Source organism: Turicibacter bilis (genome assembly GCF_024499055.1).
GTDB lineage: Bacteria > Bacillota_I > Bacilli_A > MOL361 > Turicibacteraceae > Turicibacter > Turicibacter bilis.
Genome location: NZ_CP071249.1, coordinates 1,406,051 through 1,427,099, shown reverse-complemented (window position 1 = coordinate 1,427,099; position 21,049 = coordinate 1,406,051). Strand labels below are relative to the sequence as shown.

The following is a 21,049-nucleotide window of genomic DNA, read 5'->3' as shown; positions in this document are numbered from 1 at the left end:
TAAATAAATAGATGGGTGTAATTAAGCGCCATGCACAGGGGATTAAATTAATTGAGTTCATTTATAAGTAAGTATAGTGTATAATCCATCTTATAAAAAACATTCTGTCTTAGAGAGAACAGAGTGTTTGAAAATGTGGAAACAAAGATCTTACTCATGACTAAGAGGGATTTTAATGTAAAATCTGAACATATTTTTTTCCTCATTGACATCAAATAAGGCGATCCCATTAGCGGATTCGACGATGTTTTTAATACTTTCAATCCCAACGCCATGTTGTTTTTTATTTTGTTTTGTTGTTCTGATTCTATTGTGTTCAATAATAATTTCACCATTAAAGCTATTTTGAGTATAGATAATAAAGAAATCATCTTTAATATAACTTTTAAATGTGATTTTTCTCTCATCGTGTTGATCTTGTTTGATGCAGGCTTCATATGCATTATTTGCAAGATTACCAAAGATGCGACTTAATGATAAGTCTGTTAGTGATAAATGTTCAGGAATCAAGCATTCGGCATTAAACTCAATATTAGCTTGTTTACATTTTTCAGCCAAGGAGTTTAGAATGACATCAACAATGAGTCGATTTGAATAAGACTGATTTTCTGTAATAATAACTTTAATATCCGAATCAATCGTTTTTAAAATTTCTTTTGCTTTTTGGATATCTCCTTGATCGAGAAAATAACTGACATTAGTTAAGACACTTTTAAAGTCGTGATTATACGTTCTTAGAATTTCCGCATAGTGATCTCGCTTTTTATAAAGTTCCTCTTGATGTTCAAGTTGTAGTGAAATCAGCTTATTATTTAACTCAACTTCTTTAAATTTTATTTGTTGAATTTGTGTAAACAAAAGGAAATAGTAACAAAGAGCAATAATTCCTCGATTCATTAACAGTGGAATAGTTGTTGTTTTGATATTAGCAGAGTAAAAGTCAATATAGTTAGAATTTAGCATGAGAATCACGAGTGTTCCTTTTACTAAAATCGTAAACTTTAAAATAGGGATATTCATTAATATTTTCTTAGCAATATCTAATGGAAGTAGTTTATTAAAATTAAACAGGATAAAAAGTACAATAATGCGGGAGACACAGAATGAAAGCATATAGTTTCCTTTATCCTGGACAAGAGTATACATACTTTGGTTTGTGATGAGTGATGAGACACCAATGACGATATCACGTGTCAGAACGAGTTGAAAGACGATGTTAATGCAGATAATAAAAATAACTGACTTGAGATCAGTAAAACAAAGTCTTAGAGAAAAATATAAAACGATACTTAAAATAAAGTAGGTTAGAGGAATGAAAATCTTATAGGTGATTAAAAACATTGAAACAAGTGTTAAAAATAGTGATAAGAAGATAATCATCATGCGAGAAGAAAATCGCGTCGTTAATAGCTTGTTAAAATAGTTTAGCTGACAAACATTATAAATATAGATTAAAATAAAAAGAATTAATTGAATTAGCTGCTCACTCATAAGGGTACCTCTATAAAAGGATATGGTCTAGCTCATTTTTTAGATAGTTCTCTTTGAAGGTAGACGAGTACTTTCGTCCAATTGGAATCGTAATCCCTTGCTTAAGAGAGCATTCTGATTTATTAAAGGAGCTGATGTAGGTTGTGTTAACGATGTATGATTTGTGACAACGGATGAATCCATACTCGTTAATTTTTTCAGCTAAACTATTAAGTGTTGTATTCAGTTCTTCTTTTTCACCGGATAGATTATATAAGATGACCTTTTTTCCGATACTTTCAATATACAAAATATTATCAAGTTTAATTAGTTTATTTGTCTGTTTACTTGAAATCATAATACTTTTCTTTCTCTTTTTTTCAACTTCCATCATCGCTCTTAAAAAGGTTCCTTTTAATTGTTCTTCATCACGTAAATCTTTAATTAGATAATTGAATGGCTCAACTGAGAAAGAGTCGAGTGCATATTCTTTACTAGAAGTTAAAAAGATAATAATGCCAGTATAACCGAATTTTCTTAAAAGTTGCCCCGCTTCAATTCCATTCAACTTCTTCATAATAATATCAATAATAACAATATCGATTCGATTAGGATTGTCTTCTAATTCAAAAGTAAGGCTTTCACCGCTGGTATAGGTTTCCATCATAATCGGAATATGATAGATATCTGCTAATTCATTAATTTTTGTAGAATAGTAATTTAAATAATTAAGATCATCATCACATAAACAAATATTAATCATTGTTAAATTTCCCCCCTATAAAAATTCAATATAATACAAAAAATGTTCAATACGTATCATGAAAAAATAATGACTTATGCAGAGCTTGGAATCATTCTCATAATGACGACAAAATGTTTGTTTTTTCTACTATTCATATCTTACCATAAAAGAATTAGGAGACATAGGAAAAAACTATATAAAATAGAGGGAAGAATTATACTAAAATCTGAACAGTTTAAATTAATCCATTAGTTGATTTAAATGTCGTTTATGCCTTAGAAGATGTTGTTTGTACCCAAGTCGTAACTTTCTACTAGTTTCTTGTTATAATAAACATGTTCTTAGAGGTTTAATCTTTAAGAGAATATTCTCTATAAATTCCCAAAATCATATATTACCCTATTTACTCTAAGCAGATTCTCTTTCCCATATTTACAGAGATTTTTACTGAAGAGTATCGTTTTTAAAAGAAGCTACCTCCCAATAGCTTCTTTTTATATTGTAAATGAAACTATTAAATAATCTTTTTAGGAAAGACCTAAATTTTTCTATACAACTGGGTGGAATTTAGATAATCATGAATTGTAACATTTTATTATTGTTTAAGAATTAAGCGTGTTTAATGGAAAAAACCTCCCTTATCAAAGGATTTAAGATCTTTGGTAAGGGAGGTTTTAATTTATTAGAGATAAAAGAAGTAGTTATTTTGTTCTTTAGTTTGAAGATGACTCTAGCTTCGACTTTAGTAATATAGGCTTCATACCATCAGTTTAATGAATCATTAACTTTTTATTAAAGACTTCTGTGTAAAGTTTAGATAGGGTTTCAAGTTTTCCGATATAAATGCTTGGAATTGGATGTGAAAATTGGATTTGTATGTTATTTTCCTTTACATGAAGTGAGGTGAATTCTTGTTTTAATGCAGTTAGATAGCTTGCAAGTTGAAGGATAAGTGAAAGTTTTTTACAGTGAGCAAGATCTGGCTCATTTAAGACATTGGCATGTTCTAATTTAATATTGAAGCGATCTAACAATTTCACAGTATAAGCACACATTAATTGTTCCTTTGGAGTTAAGCCGTTTACTTGGACATTCATGAGTAAATGGAAGGTATGTTTATTCACATTTTGGTATGAGATGACTTGTCCAATCTGATGAAGTTTACTAATCGTTTTTAGAATATTGACTGAAGAAGGATCATTAATGCCTAATTGATTAGCAAGTGTTAACGTTGATTGTTTTAGTCGGTCGTTATGATGCTCATCAAGTTTAAAATGAGTGAGCAAGTTACAAAGTGAATAATCGAGAACTGAATGAGTTGGAAGATCAAGTTGTTTAAAGATTAAACCTTGACGGATTCCATAGCGGTTAATGACAAGTTCTTTAGAATCAATGTAGCTCATTAAAGCTCGAATTGTCATTAAACAACCTAACACAATATCCGCACGTTCCTTCGTAATTCCTTTTACACCTAAGCGATCTTTTAAAGAGAGAGGCGCTAACATATCGTAAACAGTTTGAAAGTTCTCACATGTGAGGATGTATTGATGTTGAAGTTTAAAGTTATCGCCAATAAGATTACGATAGATTTTACTAATCATACGAATTGTACCACCAATTCCGACGATTGGTAGATGAATGGCATCTTTTAACCAAGGAATGTCGTTAAACGATGAATTAATAAAATTCTTGAAAGCTTCCGATTTTTCTTGGGTAATTTCGTCTCCTAAATTGAAATTTTTACTTGTGACAATTGCTCCAAGTGGAAGACTGATCGAGTTAATCAATTTTTTATTTTTTACGAGGACGACTTCCATACTTGATCCTCCGATGTCGATTTGTAAATAATCTGATAAATCAATCGTATGAAGTGTTGCTAAGTAACCGTAATAAGCTTCCATTTCCCCAGGAAGAAGCTCGACCTGAATATTTAACTGCTGATTAATTTGATTTAAAATATGTTCTGAGTTTTTTAGACGGCGCGTCGCTTCGGTTGCAATTGCTAAGATGGTTTTCGATTGATGATAATCACTAAGATGTTTAAAGTAGCTTAGAATATCTATTAATTTCTTTGATCCCTCTTCACTTAAGGTTTGATCTGGCGTCATGTATTGACTCATACGGAATGGGACTTTTTCTTCACAAAGAATATCATAATATATCTTGGAATTAAGATTAGTAATTAAGACCTTAATTGAATTTGACCCAATATCGATAATACTTAATTTTTTCAATGAAATCACACCTTTGTTTTCGAGTTATTACTTATTATAACAAAATCTTATTGAAGAAAAACGTGATTTTAGACAAAGATAAAAAGGATGAATTTTTTAACCAAAAATTAATAAAAATATAACAGAAGATTAACAATTACCCCCAAAAAATATGGTAGTTTGAAATAAAATGGGTAAAAAGAATAGGGAGATGTGTGATGGAATCATTAGATCAGCCAAGTTATTTTTTTAATCGTGAATTAAGCTTATTAGAATTTAATCAACGCGTATTAGAGCAAGGGAAGAATAAAGAAAACCCGCTGCTAGAGCGTGCGAAATTTCTATCGATTGTTAGTTCAAATTTAGATGAATTTTTTATGGTGCGTGTTGCTGGTTTATATGATATTTGCCAGGCAAAAGTTCAGACAGAGGATATGTCTGGTCGAAGTCCAATTGAGCGAATGAAGGAAAGTTTGTTTAAGACTAGAACGATTGTTTCCGAGCTTTATCAGACGTATGATGCATTGTTAGATGAACTCAAAGAGTATGGGATTGAGCTAGTAAAATATGAGGAGTTAGATCAAAAAACAAAAGGATACATGGATTATTATTATCAAAATCAAATTTATCCTGTTTTGACACCGATGGTCATTGATCAAGCCCGTCCCTTTCCACTTATTTTAGATAAGACATTAAATATTGGGTTGTTACTGATGGGAAAACAAGATCATGAGCAAGTTTTTGCTACGATTCAAGTTCCCTCTGTTTTACCGCGAATCGTTCCTGTTCCGACGGAAAAAGGATCGGTCCATATGCTACTTGAAGATTTAATTAAACCAAAACTATCCGAGCTTTTTAGTAGCCATGAGGTCTTACATAGTTGCTGTTATCGAATCACGAAGAATGCAGCGATGCACGTTGATGAAGAAGACGCTGAAGATTTATTAGAAACGATTGAACAATCATTAAAACAACGTAAGTGGGGAGAAGTGATTCGTCTAGAAATTGAATCTTCAGCTCCGCGTGAAATTGTACAAATTCTTGAAGAGGAACTCGAAGTAGAAGACGCTTATGTTTTCCGTGTTCATGGACCAGTAGACTTAACCTTTTTATCTAAATTAGGTAATATTGAAGGTTATAATGAGTTGAAGTTTACACGCATTATACCTAATTCAATTTCTGAATTAAAAGAACGTTCCATCTTTGATGTCTTGCGTGAGAAAGATATATTATTACATCATCCGTTCCAATCCTTTGATCCCATTGTTAAAATGGTCCAACAAGCTGCGGATGATCCAAAGGTTTTAGCGATTAAACAAACGCTTTATCGAGTCAGTGGACATTCGCCAATTGTTGAAGCATTAGCACGTGCGGCTGAGAATGGGAAACAGGTAACAGTGCTAGTCGAGTTAAAAGCCCGTTTTGATGAGGAGAATAATATTCACTGGGCTCGTAAGCTTGAAAAATCGGGCTGCCATGTGATTTATGGTGTTATTGGATTAAAAACACATTGTAAAATTCTTTTAATTGTTCGTAAAGAAAAGGATGGCTTAACTCGTTATGTTCATTTTGGAACAGGTAATTACAATGATGTCACTGCTAATTTTTATACCGATATGGGGATTTTAACATCGAATCACCAAATGGGTGAGGATGCATCGATTCTATTTAATATGTTATCAGGTTATGCTTCAGCAGATAAAATGAAGAAAATTACGATTGCTCCCCATAAGCTTCGTTTAAAATTTGAAGCATTGATTGATCGAGAAATTAAGCATGCTAAAGCAGGGAAAAAGGCACATATCATTGCTAAAATGAATGGCTTATATGATAAACAGATGATTATGAAATTGTATGAAGCTTCCATGGCTGGCGTTAAGATTGAATTGATCGTTCGAGGCGTTTGTTGTTTGCGTCCACAAATGAAAGACATTAGTGAAAACATCACCGTACGTAGTATTGTTGGACGGTTCTTAGAGCATAGCCGTATTTATTATTTCTATAATGATGGTGAAGAAGAAATTTATATTTCAAGTGCTGACTGGATGTATCGTAATTTAAGTAAACGCGTGGAGACAATGGGAATTGTTGAGGATGAAGGTATTAAAGAAAAAATAAAACAAATCTTAGACATTTATTTAAGTGATAATACAAATGCCTATGAGTTACAGGCAGATGGAGGTTATGTTCCAGTTGAGATTAAGAAAAGAATTGTTAATTCTCAAATGGAGATGCTCCATGTAATGAAAGATGAAGCACCAAAGATTAAAATCTGCGACGTATTAATGCCAATTTTAAAATAACTGAGCAGTCTAAAAGCTAGTTTTAGCTTTGATAATTTAAGTGAAAAGCACCGATTAGATATTAATTTAATCGGTGCTTTTTTTCGTTCTGATTACCTATCTGTAGGAATAAAGTGATAGTAGAGTTAGACGAAATGAGGTGTTTAAGATTGGATTGGTTACATGTTAAAGATTTAGACGAATTAAAAAAATTAGGAAATTTTAAGGAAGTTAGAGCAGAAATCAAAAAGTTTGGTGGCAAAACAATTCATGTTTCTGGTCGGAGTTGGAAGGAGCTATTGGTATCGATTGAAGACTTTCAAAAAGCGATTCAACAATTAAATTTAAGCGAATGTAAAAACCTCGTAGATGAGGCAATGGTTAGTCCATCGAGTGAAAATACCAACCAAACGGTTAGCGAAAGCGGTTATTTTACAACAAAAGCAAGCGAATACATTTTTTACTTAACCGAATTGGATGGTGAAGCGCGAATGAATAAATTAGGAATTACGGCCACACATTTTAGTAGTAAACGAAAGGCTAAAACTTGGCGTGATCATATTTCTAAGGTCATTCATCCTGATGTTTGCAAACATGTTCATGCGAGTGATGCAATGGCTCAACTTAATGATTTGTACAATCAAATGGTTGGGAGGGAATAGCCATTGGGAAGAATGATTTAATTCTTTATCATCCAGGCAAAGATTTGAATTATCCCATTCCAGACATGGATGAAAGAATCTATAAAGGAGTTAAAACACAGTTGAAAAATGCATGGCGTGATGGTGTTTTAGTTGATGAAAAAGGATGGATATGGGTTAAAAAAGAGAAACTTCATACGATTTTACGAACTAGTGTGGATAATGCGAGATATATCGCAATGAAACTACCGAGTGAAGATAAGCAGTACTTTAATGGGGAGCCTTATATTAGAGGTTTTCAAGTCGTTGCGCAGTTAGCTAAAGAGATTGAAGAAAATGGAGTAGGAAAAAGAGGATTAGCTCTTATTGCATCAAAAGAATTTTATGAGAGTATTTATATGTGTGATACGGTTGTTCGTCTGAGGTTAGAATACGATAAAGATAAAGCGGTAGCGCGTCGGACATTAAAGAAAAAACGTAAGAAAACTTATAATGTTAAATATGATGAATTAACAGGTGATCCATTAAAGCTGAATTGTGAATTCTCACATATACGTAGTTATGCAATTTATAAACAATATGCTGATGATATAGACAATGGTTTAATGGTTAATAAAATGACACATCGCTTAATTACCGAGCGAGGTATTAATGATGAAAATCAATTACTCGCACTTTGCCAGGAACAAGGGTGGAAAACGGATTGGTATGAGCCGTATATAAATAAGTTTCGTTTTTAAGGGGGATATCTCAAGTTTGAGACAGCCCTTTTATGCGGGGATTTTTTGTTACCACCTGATAGGAAGTGAATATAGTATTAGTATCAAGGTAGATATTCAAAGAGAGTTGTAAAGATAATTTCCTGACTCATACTGAAGAGTCTTTCATATATTAGGATAACCGTAAATTCTATAATATAGAGGAGAGATAAATTTTATGGACCCGGAACCGATGAGCTTAGTGTCACAATTTATTTTGATTTTAGTATTAACGTTATTGAATGCATTTTTTGCGTCAGCGGAGATGGCGATTGTATCGGTCAATCGAAATCGAATAAAAATGTTAGCAGATGACGGAAATAAGAAAGCATCCTTACTCGTTGATTTATTAGAAGAACCAAATAAGTTTTTATCAACCATTCAAGTGGGGATTACATTAGCAGGATTTTTTTCAAGTGCTTCAGCAGCTACAGGAATCTCAGAAGTTATTGGTGCTTCCTTATCACAGCTCGGTATACCTTATGCACAATCTATCTCGCTAGTAGTCATTACCTTACTCTTATCTTATGTTACACTCGTCTTTGGTGAGCTTGTGCCTAAACGTATTGCTTTACAAAAATCAGAACAGATGGCGATGTTATCGGTGAGACCGATTGTCTTTGTTTTTAAATTTGCGAAGCCTTTCGTTAAACTTTTGTCTTTATCGACTAACGTATTACTTCGAGTCATTGGAATGAGTGACACGGATTTAGAAGAAAAAGTATCTCGTGAGGAAATAAAATCACTGGTTGATGCAGGAGAAGAATATGGTGTCATTAATCAAATTGAAAAAGAAATGATTAATAGTATCTTTGATTTTGATGATAAACTTGCTAAAGAGGTTATGACTCCTCGGACTGAAGTTTATATGATTAATATTAAGCTACCATTATCAATTGAAGAATTATTAGAAGAAAATTATTCACGTATTCCAGTTTATGAAGGCGATATGGACAACATTATTGGAATTTTATATCTTAAAGATTTTTTGCATGAAGCTTATCAAGTTGGATTTGAAAATGTGGGTATTAAAAAATTACTTCATCGGCCTTATTTCGTACCTGAGTGTAAAAACATTGATCAACTATTTAAGGAGTTACAAAAATCTAAAAACCATCTTGCTGTATTGATTGATGAGTATGGAGGGTTCTCAGGAATTGTAACGATTGAAGATTTAATTGAAGAAGTGATGGGTGACATTAATGATGAATACGATGACGATGATCCTGTTATTCGAAAAATTGATAATGATACATATATTGTTAACGGATTGATTAGCATAAAAGAACTTAATGATAAATTGCAATTAAATCTTGATGAAGAGACAGAAGACTATGATACATTAGGTGGATTTTTAATTAACCAAATTGACTATATTCCAAGTGAAACAGAAGAGTGCATGGTCGAATATGAAAACCTTGTATTTAAAATCGAATGTGTGAAAGATAAACGAATCGAAATGGTTAAGATTCATATTCAATAAATGATTTTATGAGCGACCACCTCGAAATGAAAAAGAGATGATTTCTGTATTGTGCAGGAGTCATCTCTTTTTAACTAATATTTCTAATTATTGTAAGATGAAATTAAATACAGAGGTGGTGAAACGACCATTCAATAAACTATTTTTTTGAATATGATAAAACAGGAACTAAGATATATAAGATTATAAGATATGTAACCGTCCCAGTGCATTATCCAAGTAATTGATTTAGTTCAAGAACTTCTAAATAACAATACAATATAAGACTCTTTAGAGGGAGGTTAATAAAAATGAGTTATATTTTTAAAGAAAACTTAGTTTCAAGTAGTAAATATTCAATCAAGTGTCCCTATCCCATGAAACCTAGATATGTTGTCTGTCATAATACTGCAAATGATGCATCAGCAACTAATGAAGTCAGCTATATGATTCGTAATAATAATTCAGTTTCTTATCATCTTGCCGTAGATGATACGTGTGTTATTCAAGGAATACCGCTTAACCGTAATGCTTGGCATGCCGGTGATGGTAGTAGTGGACCTGGTAATCGTTATGGAATTGCCGTTGAAATTTGTTATTCAAAATCAGGGGGGTCTAAATATACCGCTGCAGAAGAAAATGCAGTTTATGTAATGGCACGACTACTATATCAATATGATTTAGGAATTGATGCTTTAAAACAACATGCTGATTTTTCAGCTAAAAATTGTCCACACCGAATCCGGGATGAAGGTCGTTGGAATAGTGTCAAAACAAGAGTAGAAACTGTTTTGCAAGCGATTAAAGAGGGAAGATGTGACCCTAAATTATCTAGTGGAACAACGGTTATCTTACCTCCGTATTCACCTGGTGATGAGTCTCCAAGTTTACCAGGATTAAAATTTACAGTAAAAGTGATTTGTAATGAATTAAATATTCGTAAAGAAGCCTCATTCACAAGTCAAGTTGTAGGAACTGTTAAAAAAGGTGAAGTTTATACCATTGTAGAAGTATCCAATGGATTAGGACGCTTAAAATCTGGAGTGGGTTGGATTTCGATGGGAACAGACTATGTTGAAAAAGTTACAGTTGATTCATCATCAACTTCAACCGATAGTTTTTCAAGTTTTACTGTAAAAGTGATTTGTAATGAATTAAATATTCGTAAAGAAGCCTCATTCACAAGTCAAGTTGTAGGAACTGTTAAAAAAGGTGATGTTTATACCATTGTAGAAGTATCCAATGGATTAGGACGCTTGAAATCTGGAGCGGGTTGGATTTCAATGGGGACAGATTATGTTGAAAAAGTTACAACCACTTCATCTTCCAGTTCATCTGGCTATCAAGTTAAAATTGTGAATTGTTCCGTATTAAATGTTCGATCGGGTGCAGGTACTAGTTACCCTGTCGTTACTACTGTTAAAGCTAACGAAGTTTATACAATTGTTGATGAAAGTAATGGCTTCGGAAAGCTAAAAAGTGGGGCTGGTTGGATCAGTTTATCCTATACCAAAAAAATATAAGGTCAGGAAAGGATTTAACAATCAATCTTTATGAATAACTAATATTTTCGGGGGGAGGTTAACTAATGATGGAACTGCTAGCAGTTGTCGTAGTCGCAATTCTGATAGAATCAGCCGTTGAAACATTCAATACATTATTCAAAAATAATGGGAAATTAAGCTATAAAAAAATCGGAGCAATTATATTAAGTATCGCAGTTTGTGTTTGTGCTAAGTTAGATTTATTTAGTATATTAGGAATAACTATGGTTGTTCCATATGTTGGGGAGATAGTTACTGGGCTAGTTGTGAGTCGTGGTAGTGGCGTCGTCAATTCCCTAATTGAAAAACTTATGCAATTAAGATCTTCAAAATCTACACAAGTATAGCGAAGAAAATAATTAATTTGAAATAAGATGAACAATATAAAGGACCATAGAAAAAGCTAAATTCGCCTTCTTTTATGATCCTTTTATTCTTCTTTAGTTAATTCATGAACTGGAACGGGATTTCCTATTACACTAGTATCATTGATTGCGAGATCTAATTTTTCATAACATTCGATTGTTTGCTCGCCCATTTGTTTTGCATTTTCTTCAATGGAGGTATCTAAGTTTAGAAAGAGTGCCTCTCCAACTTTATCCTGAATATAAACTAGTGTTTTTGCGCCATTTACTTAATCATTATCAACAACGACGATTTTAGCGCCTTTTAATGGTCCTCTCATAGCAGTCACTCGTCCAATTTCCCATAATAATCATTAATTTATCTTTAAATCAATTTTTATAATAAGTTCCCATATAGATCCCTTTTCGATTTATCGTTCTTGATTAAAGGTATGATATTGTATGAACGTAATAGAATTTATTATCGCTGTAAATGATAAAAAATAGAATTTTATAAATCGACAAAGTAAAACGCATACAAAACTGAATGGTAAGAATAAATTTAATGTTGTTTTATTCTTGATTTTTTTTAATTAGTTTGCTATTATAGTCCGAACACCATTTGTTAACACTAAATCTTAGTGTCAGTATGTTGTTCAAAATTTAATTTCAGCAGGAGGGGTAACATGTCTAAGATTGCAGCCTTTTTTGATATTGATGGTACGATTTATCGTGAAGGACTTATTACGGAAGTATTCAAGAAAATTATTAAATATGAATTAATCGAAGAGGATGTTTGGCATAACGAAGTGAAACCTGTTTATTTAAAATGGGATCGTCGTGAAGGTGACTATGATGAGTATCTATTGAAGATGGTGGATGCTTATAAACAAGCTATTCTTGGTGTAAGTAAAGAACACATTGATCATGTTGCACAAAAAGTAATCAATCAAAAAGGAGATCGCATCTACACGTTTTCACGTGAACGTATGAAATGGCACAAAGAACAAGGTCATATTGTCATTGCGATTTCAGGCTCACCCCTTGAATTAGTTAGTAAAATGGCAAATAAATATAAAATGGATGACTTCAGAGGAACCATTTATGAAACAGATGAGCAAGGATGTTACAATGGAAATGTCATTCCGATGTGGGATGCTGTTAGTAAACAAAAAGCCATTAATGAGCTTCAAGCCAAATACGATATTGATTTAAGTAAAAGTTATGCTTATGGTGATACAACAGGCGATTTAACAATGTTTCATGCAGTTGGAACACCATTTGCCATTAATCCAACAAAAGAGTTGATTACAAAGTTAATGGAAGATGAACAATTAAAAGAAAAAATCAATGTCATTGTTGAACGTAAAGATGTAAAATACAAACTTGATATGAATCATATTGAATTACTATAGAAATGAGCTAAAGGGAGATGTCTCAAAATATATGTAAATAGCTAAAATTTGTTATAGAGAGACTCTCTTTGAATTAAAAATAAGTATTAGAATAAATCAAGGACTCTTTAGTCTACGAAAACATCTTAAATGGGTGGGGAAATTGTATTTCCTCATAAATAGCGAGCAAGCTCGCTAATCATCCCATATTTTCAGTTTTCTTGACTTTAGAGTCCCTTTTTAATACTTATTAAAAGAAATCATGAAGTTTTATTAGTTCTATAAGTGAGCATTCACTGATTACTTTAATAGTTTCCCCTAATAAATGACACACTGTTTTGATACTTTTTATATTCATCCTGTATCAAAATGATTTTCCATAAAGTGAAAGTTTCATTTTTGATGATTAATAAACGATACACTTTTTCTATTAAGAGGGTGTAAGATAAAGTGTGTAAACTCTTAGAACAGTTACCATAATAAGTTAACTATTTCAAAGGAGTTTATTATTTATGACAAGAAAAGCTACGATGAACCAATTATTTAATCTCCTCCAAGATGAATACAACATTAAATCTGCTAGTGATATTGAAGCTGTTTTATTAGACATGTTTGGAGGCTTTATTGAACAAGCATTAGAAGCTGAATTAGATCAACATCTAGGATATAGCCGATATGATTTTCGTAATAAATCAACTTCAAATGCACGAAATGGACGTCAATCTAAAACCATTCAAACGCGTCTTGGTGAAACAACGATTCAGACTCCCAGAGATCGGCAAGGTTCATTTGAACCTCAAATCGTGCCTAAACGTCAAACCAATGTCATCGGAATTGAAGAAAAGATTCTATCGCTTTATGCTAAAGGTTTATCAACGCGTGATATTTCTAAAACATTAGCAGAGATTTATGGCTTTGAAACGTCACATGAAACGATCTCTGCTGTAACTGATAAAGTGATTCCACTGATTCAAGATTGGCAACAACGGCCTTTAGAGCCTGTTTATCCTATCATTTATTTAGATGCGCTTCATGTCAAAGTGCGTGATGGAATGAGTGCCTCAAACAAAGCAGTTTACTGTATCATAGGTGTGTCTTTAGATGGTCGCAAAGATGTTTTAAGCCTCTCTATCGGAGAAGCAGAAAGTGCCTCTTATTGGATGAGTTTATTAGATGAATTAAAGGCTCGTGGAGTGCAAGATATTTGTATTGCCTGTGTGGATGGTTTAAGTGGCTTTAAACAGGCCATTCAAGCTGTTTTTCCTCATGCCCTCGTTCAACGTTGTTTAGTTCATTTAATCCGACAATCAACGAAATTTGTTTCTTATCAAGATAGAAAATCATTCTGTTATGATTTAAAACAAATCTATCAAGCGATTAATCGATCAGTAGCAGAACAAGCCTTTGAGACCTTTAAAAATAAATGGAGTCCCCTGGTACCTTTAGCCGTTAGAGTGTGGGAAAATAACATCGAAGAAGTTTATCAACTCTTTAATTTTCCTAAAGAAATTCGAAAAATGATTTATACGACAAACGCCATTGAAAGCTACAATAGCCAATTAAGAAAAGTTCTAAAAGGAAAAGGAGCTTTTCCAAATGAAACATCGGTGATGAAATTAATCTAACTTCAAACCATGGGTCCCCTGGCAGAGAACGAAGTGAACCATCCTCCGCTGCTAGGGAATGGAAGTTACTAAGAAGTGGCGACGTCAACTTTCAAATTGGAGTCAAATATTAAATCAATTATTAATCTTATACCCAGATCGTTTAACACCCTATCTATAATTTTTAAAAATTAGTTTACACACTTAACTTGACAGGCTCTCTATTAAAATAAACTGATATAAAAACTTTCATTATTTGAATTAGCCAATTCGTTTTAAAATAGTTGTGCTATTTTGTATAAAGACAGATGCCAATAATCAATGAGAACTAGGTAGTAGAACTAACTGAATTTCATTACTCATTAGGATTAGTATTTAAAAAGGGCTTAAAAGTTTTCATCGACTAATAAGCCCTTTAATTATTTTGAGATTATCTCTTTTTATATTAGTTATGAACGATTAAAACTTCAAATGGATTAAGGGTGAAATCATGGTGGATATCTTTATCTCCATCTATTAAATGACAACTTGTTGGAAGTGCTGGAATTATAACTGCTTCACGGTTAAAGTTTTGGATGAACAAGTAACCTTCACGATCAGTTATAATGATACCTTCTGGTAATGCAGTATCAAGTGGACGTTTAATTCCAAGTTCCTCTAGTACTTGAGCATAAAAATCATCGTAGAATTTATCTTCAAATTTCGTAGCGATATAGTAAGCTTGTCCTTGTCCAAATGAATTAACAGTTAGAGCCGGTTGATTAGTATAGAAATCTTCATTATAAGTCATTAATGTTTTTGCTGTACTTGGGATGATGAGATCACATAATTCAGAACATGTATAAGACTCTGATTGAGTTAACCATGAAGAGGTTGTGGCAGAGGCGCTATTTGTTTCTCCATCAAATAACCCATCGATTTCTTCGCTGCGAAGGCCTACGACGTCCATTAATCCATGTGGTGTACCTTCTAAGTAGCAAAGATCTGTTTCATTTACGATTCCTGACCAATAGGTCGTGATTAATGTTCCACCTGCTTCAACGAATGCCTTTATTTTTTGTTCAAATCCGTTGCGAAGTAAATACATCATTGGAGCAACTAATACTTTGTATTTTGAAATATCGCAGCTCATATCAACAAAATCAGTTGGAATCCCCATTTTCCAAAAGGCTTTGTAATGCTGTTGAACGGTTTCCTTATAATGCATCCCAATGTTACGAGGTCCTTGCATGTCATCAATGGCCCAACGATTTTCCCAATCAAATAGGATAGCGACTTGTGCTTGATTACATGTTTTTGTTAATGGTGTTAATCCTTCTAAGCGTTGACCCAGTTCAGACACTTCACGGAAAACGCGTGTATCAGATTTTCCATAATGATCAACAACGGCACCGTGGAATTTTTCAGAAGCTCCACGACTTTTACGCCATTGGAAGTATTGAACTGAATTTGATCCATGAGCGACAGCCTGCATTGAAGAAAGCATATGCATCCCTGGTTTTTTGAGTTTAGCGACGTTTTGCCAGTTTGTCATACTTGGTGTGCTTTCCATTAATAAGAAGGGTTCATTTTTAATAGAACGCATGATATCATGCATCATTGCTGTATCACAACCAATTTCTAAATCAGTAGTTCCGGCTTTATGCCAAACTGGGTAAGAATCCCAAGAAACAATATCGATTAAATCTTTCGTGTCAAAGTAGTTAATCCCATAGAAGTAGTACATCATGTTAATGGTGACTGGTAGTTCTGGGTTATATGATTTAACACTATCTTTTTCCCATTTCACGAAATCAAGTGTTTGGTGGCTGACAAATCGGTACCAATCTAAGTTTAATCCATGTAACATCATTTCTCCGTGCGGAGCGGGACTTTCGATTTGATCCCAAGACGTATAACGGTGACTCCAAAAAGTTGTCCACCAGGCATCATTGAGAGCATCAAGTGTTTGATATTTTTGTTTTAACCAATTGCGGAAAGCTTCCTGACAAAGTGGACAGTGACACTCTCCTCCATATTCATTGGAAAGATGCCAAAGAAGTACTCCTGGATGATTGGCAAAACGTTTAGCTAATTCACCATTAATCTGAGCCACTTTTTCACGATAAGCAGGTGACGTGTAGCAGTGATTATGGCGAAGCCCGAATAAGTTACGGACACGATTTTTTTCTACGCGTAAGACTTCAGGATACTTTTTTGCTAACCAGTGTGGACGAGCCCCACTTGGTGTTGAAAGGAAGGTATAAATTCCATTATTGTATAAATTATTAATCACTGATTCTAGCCATTCAAATTGATAATTGCCTTCTTCTGGTTCTAGCATTGACCAAGAGAACATCCCCATACTCACCACATTACAGTGAGCCTCTTTCATTAATTCAATATCTCGCGCTAAAATATCTGGATGGTCTAGCCATTGTTCAGGATTGTAATCAGCTCCATGTAATAAATCAGCAATGCGTAATTTGTTTGCCTCCATTTTTTAAATCCCCCTCGTATATAAAAAATACACTTTCATCTTAACAGATGAAAGCGATTAAATAAAGTAATTATTAGTAAAAATTTCTAATTATTTTACTGATTCAATCATATCTTGTATAAAGTGTTTTTGTATTAAGAAGGAAATTAAGATAGTGGATATAGTTATTTCTATCATGGAAACTTTTAAATCTTTAAAAACTGTAAGTGATATATCTCCTTCGAAAACTCCAGGTCAGTTGTCCCTAGTCATGAAGAGCAGTCAGAGATGGCCTATTGAAGGTGAGAATCTAAAGAGACATTTAGGAGAATTAATGACTTACATTATGTAATAACTAAGCTTTACGATGATAAAGTTATGAAAAGCGGGAGAATGCTGATGACCTTAGTCAGGTGAAGTTCAACTTTAAAACATAGTTTATAGGAATTTATCCATTAATATTTTGTATTTCTTTTTCAATTATTTGGTATACTTGAAACAGTAGAAAATATAAGAAGGGGAGTAATAGTATGCAGGATTTAAAGCAAGTCTTATATTCCGAGATTGAAGACTTTCGCCAAGTGGGTCATCAGTTTTTAAATGGTGAAATTAATATGATGAAATTTAAACATGTTTCTGGTGGATTAGGAGTGTATGCGCATCGTGATAAAAAAGAATTAATGATTCGTTTACGTATTCCATCAGGTGTTTTAACATTAGAAAATATGAAACTTGTAGGTGATTTAGCGAAAAAATATGGTCTTGAACGGATTCATTTAACAACACGTCAGGCTATTCAATTACATGGATTATCAATCGATGAGGTCTGTGATTTAATGAAAGAGGCTTTAGATCATGATTTGTATACACGTGGAGCAGGTGGAAATTTTCCACGAAATGTTGCCATTTCACCTTTATCAGGAGTTGATCCTAATGAAGCGTTTGATGTGACACCTTATGCTTTAGCAACAGGGGATTATTTCTTAAAAGATATTTATAAGTACAAGTTACCACGAAAATTAAAAGTTTCTTTTTCATGTAGTAATGCTGATGAAGCACATTGTACCGTACAGGATCTAGGATTCTTAGCAGTAACAAAAAACGGTGAAGAATATTTCCAAGTTTATTTAGGTGGAGGGCTTGGTCAAAATCCGCGTCTTGCCATTAAATATGAACCATTAATTAAACCAAATGAAGTATTATACTATGTGGAAGCAATGGTTCAACTGTTTATGGCAGAAGGAGATTATGAAAATCGTAATAAAGCACGTGTTCGTTATATTGTTGAACGATTAGGAGAAGAAGCCACGTTAGAAGCTTATCAAAAACATGTGGATGAGGTTAAAGCTAAAGGTGGTTTAGATTTAATCAACCTCCAAAAAACAATAATTAATAAGACAGCACAACCTCAACCGCTAGAAGATAAACGTATATTTGTTCAAAAGCAATCGGGGTTATACAGTGTTTATTTACATCCAGTTGGAGGTCAGCTGGAACTTAATGATTTTGTAAAATTAATTGAATTCGTTGAATCAGTAGAAGGGGTAGACGTCCGCTTAGCGATGGAAGAAGGAATATATTTTAGAAACTTAAGTGGTGAAGAAGCTAAACAGTTATTACAGATAACGGATTCAATGAGTGGAAAAACAAAGCTTGAACAAAGTGTTTCTTGTATTGGGGCCCCAACTTGTCAAATTGGTTTATGTAATAGTCAAGGAACGTTACGTCAAATTTTACAACACTTTAAATTTAAGAACTATAATCAGGATGTATTACCGCGAGTTTATCTTTCTGGATGTCAAAATTCATGTGGAGTGCATCAAATTGGCGCCCTTGGATTTACAGGTAAAAAGAAAAAAGTTGATGGAGCTGTAGCGGAGTGTTTCACATTTAGTGTGGGTGGAAAATTTGGTGCTGACAAGACTCAACTAGGTCATAGTTATGGTGAGATGGTTTCAACGAAAATTCCTGAATTCTTATATGAGTTAGCTCAAGCAGTAGAGAAATCTAATCTTGATTTTGAACGTTATATTGTTGAAGAAGAAGCAGTATTTAATGCGCTCGTTGAGAAGTATATAGTTTAAATGAGAAAACGCTAAGTATTAAGCATAACGTTTTGATTTTTTGCTAATGGTATGGTTGAAGAATTATTAGATTTATAAAAATATTGACTTATCAATGAAAACTGAAAAAGCTCAGGAATGGATTTTCCTGAGCTTTTTCAGTCTTCATATTGTGCACGTAGCCGGAGGAAGACATAAATTAAATAAATACTTTGTGCGATTCCAATAAGGATGGCTATAAAAGCAAAGATTGGGATGAGATACGTTAGGCAATTAGCTGCAAAACTAGTAATGGCTAAAACCAAATAAGTGTCAACATATTGTCTTGTTTGTTTTGATGGATGCCAGATATATTCAGCTTTTAATAATGAATAGTACATATAAATACTAGCTAAAGAAGCAATGAGTGTTAAGCATACTAATGCACTAGAATTGTTTAGAGATTGATTACTAAATAGAAAAGGTTGGATCAGTGCATAAATTCCTAGCGCAATCCCTAAATACTTGGCTTGGATAAATTCTTGAATGGGACGCTGTCTCTCTCCTTCTATAACCCCAAGTACAATGAGTAAGTAACCGATTGAATCATGAAGTAAGTCAATTTCATTGATTGTAATACTTAAAAAGATAAAGAAAAAACCAACAATAATATACGTATAGGCTCTTCTCATTTAATCCCCCCATTGGTTTCTATTATTATAACACAGATAATGGAAATTACAGTAATGCATTTTTTTGAACATAATGAATCAATGGTAGGATAAATTGACGATTTGTTTCATCAACTAGGTGATTGAAACTATTTAAAATTCGTTGTTCTTCATCCGTGAGTGATTGATGTTTTTTAATTTGAGCCTTCAATCCTCGCATTAAAAACTTATCTAACAACGTTAGATGTTGATAATCGAGTTTCCCTGGAAAGTAAAAAACTTCATCATCTTCAATGTTATTTTGTTTTTTTATGACTTGGATATATTCCTCACTTGGATCTTTTAATCCAACAGCAAAAATAAGAAATAATTTTGGTGGGTATAGCATCATAGTGTTTAGCATTTGATTATATTGATGAAGTTTGCCTATATAAAGTGGTGCTCCGAAAATGACTGTATCATAGTAGATTAGTTCATAAGATTTAACTTCAGAAATTTTTTTCAAATCAGCTTTTAATTCCTTTGCAATCCAGTTAGCATAGAGTTCTGTTGTTCCATATTTTGAACTATAAATCACGATTGTTGATGACATACTGCTCCCCCTTAAATCTGTCCTATTATAATGTATTCATTCCCTGTGAAAAATAGAAAAAATTGATGATTTTTAAATTCTTAAAGTAAATTAATTGCAATATTATGAACGCTTTTTGGGTAAAAAATTAGGTAATCATCATAGGTTAAATAGGAGGGGGGATTTTTTTGTTACAAAGTGTGACTAAGGTAAAGATTCATGAGACGAGAAGGGTAGGAATATTACTAGCTTTTGTTGGTGGATTTTTAGATGTGAATACTTATTTACTCCGTGGAGGAGTTTTTGCGAATGCTCAAACAGGAAATATGGTTTTATTGATGCTACAGATTTCAGAAGGTCAATGGATGAAGGCTTTGTATTATATCGTTCCGATTATAGCTTTCTTTAGTGGCGTAGTGGTGACAGAGTTTGTTAAATTACATGAACGGTGGCATGAATACGTGCTAATCATTGAGATTGGTTTATTATTTTTAATTGGCTTTTATCCTGTTACTTTTCCAGCCATGATTGTTAATATTACGATTTCATTTATTTGCGCCATGCAAATTAGTAGTTTTAGAAAACTAAGGGGAGCTGCTTATGCAACAACTGTTTGTACAGGGAATTTACGCTCAGCAGCTGAACAGTTAACTTTGTTTTATATTCGGCGCGATGAAGAAGCAAAGAAAAAGTGTTTAAATTATTTCATTATTATCTTTTCATTTTCTCTAGGGGCCTTAATTGGAGCTCTTCTAATTAAATGTCTAGAAATTTATGCGATTTGGATTTGTTGCTTTATCTTGATTGTCGTCGTTGTTCTTTTATTAAGGGAAAATTAAAAAGCTCGTCA

At 33.1% G+C, this 21,049-nt stretch carries 15 protein-coding genes and 1 pseudogene; 10 read left to right on the top strand and 6 right to left on the bottom strand.

Annotated features, from left to right (window positions below; all coding sequences use genetic code 11):
* Positions 1–150 precede the first annotated feature (150 nt).
* From J0J69_RS06880 to J0J69_RS06870, 3 genes are all read right to left on the bottom strand, one after another.
* Entirely contained in the window at positions 151–1,491 is a 1,341-nt protein-coding gene (locus J0J69_RS06880) for a sensor histidine kinase (protein ID WP_212725689.1), read from the bottom strand.
* Between the two features lie 10 nt (positions 1,492–1,501).
* Positions 1,502–2,233, bottom strand: coding sequence for a LytR/AlgR family response regulator transcription factor (locus tag J0J69_RS06875; protein ID WP_055242671.1), 732 nt, complete (start codon positions 2,231–2,233; stop codon positions 1,502–1,504).
* 752 nt (positions 2,234–2,985) lie between these two features.
* On the bottom strand, positions 2,986–4,449 hold the full coding sequence (locus tag J0J69_RS06870; RefSeq protein WP_055275113.1) for a Ppx/GppA phosphatase family protein: 1,464 nt from the start codon (positions 4,447–4,449) through the stop codon (positions 2,986–2,988).
* A gap of 197 nt (positions 4,450–4,646) precedes the next feature.
* On the opposite strand from J0J69_RS06870, the gene J0J69_RS06865 reads away from it, so the two are divergent.
* From J0J69_RS06865 to J0J69_RS06830, 8 genes and pseudogenes are all read left to right on the top strand, one after another.
* The gene (locus tag J0J69_RS06865) at positions 4,647–6,731 is read left to right on the top strand and encodes an RNA degradosome polyphosphate kinase (protein ID WP_055275111.1); all 2,085 of its coding nucleotides are present in this window, start codon (positions 4,647–4,649) and stop codon (positions 6,729–6,731) included.
* A gap of 149 nt (positions 6,732–6,880) precedes the next feature.
* Positions 6,881–7,372 carry a hypothetical protein gene (locus J0J69_RS06860; RefSeq protein WP_055242665.1) on the top strand — a complete coding sequence of 164 codons (492 nt, stop codon included), beginning with the start codon at positions 6,881–6,883 and terminating at the stop codon, positions 7,370–7,372.
* Positions 7,373–7,473: 101 nt separating this feature from the next.
* Positions 7,474–8,091, top strand: coding sequence for a hypothetical protein (locus J0J69_RS06855; protein WP_212724149.1), 618 nt, complete (start codon positions 7,474–7,476; stop codon positions 8,089–8,091).
* 196 nt (positions 8,092–8,287) lie between these two features.
* Positions 8,288–9,592: a hemolysin family protein gene (locus J0J69_RS06850; protein WP_212724148.1), complete on the top strand. Its 1,305-nt coding sequence runs from the start codon at positions 8,288–8,290 to the stop codon at positions 9,590–9,592.
* Positions 9,593–9,882: 290 nt separating this feature from the next.
* On the top strand, positions 9,883–11,094 hold the full coding sequence (locus J0J69_RS06845; protein ID WP_212725688.1) for an N-acetylmuramoyl-L-alanine amidase: 1,212 nt from the start codon (positions 9,883–9,885) through the stop codon (positions 11,092–11,094).
* Positions 11,095–11,159: 65 nt separating this feature from the next.
* Entirely contained in the window at positions 11,160–11,462 is a 303-nt protein-coding gene (locus J0J69_RS06840) for a hypothetical protein (RefSeq protein ID WP_055244956.1), read from the top strand.
* Between the two features lie 683 nt (positions 11,463–12,145).
* Positions 12,146–12,874 (top strand): HAD family hydrolase, encoded by a 729-nt coding sequence (locus J0J69_RS06835; RefSeq protein ID WP_055275105.1) that lies wholly within the window; start codon positions 12,146–12,148, stop codon positions 12,872–12,874.
* A gap of 491 nt (positions 12,875–13,365) precedes the next feature.
* Positions 13,366–14,638, top strand: a pseudogene (locus tag J0J69_RS06830) (IS256 family transposase).
* Between the two features lie 264 nt (positions 14,639–14,902).
* Here J0J69_RS06830 and J0J69_RS06825 read toward each other — a convergent pair.
* Positions 14,903–16,936 (bottom strand): beta-galactosidase, encoded by a 2,034-nt coding sequence (locus J0J69_RS06825; protein ID WP_212726210.1) that lies wholly within the window; start codon positions 16,934–16,936, stop codon positions 14,903–14,905.
* A 509-nt stretch (positions 16,937–17,445) separates the two neighbouring features.
* Between J0J69_RS06825 and J0J69_RS06820 the strand changes: the two genes are divergently transcribed.
* Complete coding sequence (locus J0J69_RS06820) at positions 17,446–18,999, top strand: nitrite/sulfite reductase (protein WP_212726211.1); 1,554 nt, start codon at positions 17,446–17,448, stop codon at positions 18,997–18,999.
* 137 nt (positions 19,000–19,136) lie between these two features.
* On the opposite strand, the gene J0J69_RS06815 is transcribed toward J0J69_RS06820, so the two are convergent.
* Both J0J69_RS06815 and J0J69_RS06810 read right to left on the bottom strand, forming a co-directional pair.
* A complete protein-coding gene (locus J0J69_RS06815; RefSeq protein WP_055243556.1) occupies positions 19,137–19,649 on the bottom strand; it encodes a hypothetical protein in 513 nt (170 codons plus the stop codon).
* A 46-nt stretch (positions 19,650–19,695) separates the two neighbouring features.
* The gene (locus J0J69_RS06810) at positions 19,696–20,220 is read right to left on the bottom strand and encodes a flavodoxin domain-containing protein (protein WP_055243557.1); all 525 of its coding nucleotides are present in this window, start codon (positions 20,218–20,220) and stop codon (positions 19,696–19,698) included.
* 167 nt (positions 20,221–20,387) lie between these two features.
* Between J0J69_RS06810 and J0J69_RS06805 the strand changes: the two genes are divergently transcribed.
* The gene (locus tag J0J69_RS06805) at positions 20,388–21,038 is read left to right on the top strand and encodes a YoaK family protein (RefSeq protein WP_237252808.1); all 651 of its coding nucleotides are present in this window, start codon (positions 20,388–20,390) and stop codon (positions 21,036–21,038) included.
* Positions 21,039–21,049: the final 11 nt, after the last annotated feature.

Coding starts and splice junctions, on each gene's coding strand:
- J0J69_RS06880 (WP_212725689.1), bottom strand. CDS start 1,491: ATGAGTGAGCAGCTAATTCAATTAATTCTTTTTATTTTAATCTATATT.
- J0J69_RS06875 (WP_055242671.1), bottom strand. CDS start 2,233: ATGATTAATATTTGTTTATGTGATGATGATCTTAATTATTTAAATTAC.
- J0J69_RS06865 (WP_055275111.1), top strand. CDS start 4,647: ATGGAATCATTAGATCAGCCAAGTTATTTTTTTAATCGTGAATTAAGC.
- J0J69_RS06850 (WP_212724148.1), top strand. CDS start 8,288: ATGGACCCGGAACCGATGAGCTTAGTGTCACAATTTATTTTGATTTTA.
- J0J69_RS06845 (WP_212725688.1), top strand. CDS start 9,883: ATGAGTTATATTTTTAAAGAAAACTTAGTTTCAAGTAGTAAATATTCA.
- J0J69_RS06840 (WP_055244956.1), top strand. CDS start 11,160: ATGATGGAACTGCTAGCAGTTGTCGTAGTCGCAATTCTGATAGAATCA.
- J0J69_RS06835 (WP_055275105.1), top strand. CDS start 12,146: ATGTCTAAGATTGCAGCCTTTTTTGATATTGATGGTACGATTTATCGT.
- J0J69_RS06825 (WP_212726210.1), bottom strand. CDS start 16,936: ATGGAGGCAAACAAATTACGCATTGCTGATTTATTACATGGAGCTGAT.
- J0J69_RS06820 (WP_212726211.1), top strand. CDS start 17,446: ATGCAGGATTTAAAGCAAGTCTTATATTCCGAGATTGAAGACTTTCGC.
- J0J69_RS06815 (WP_055243556.1), bottom strand. CDS start 19,649: ATGAGAAGAGCCTATACGTATATTATTGTTGGTTTTTTCTTTATCTTT.
- J0J69_RS06810 (WP_055243557.1), bottom strand. CDS start 20,220: ATGTCATCAACAATCGTGATTTATAGTTCAAAATATGGAACAACAGAA.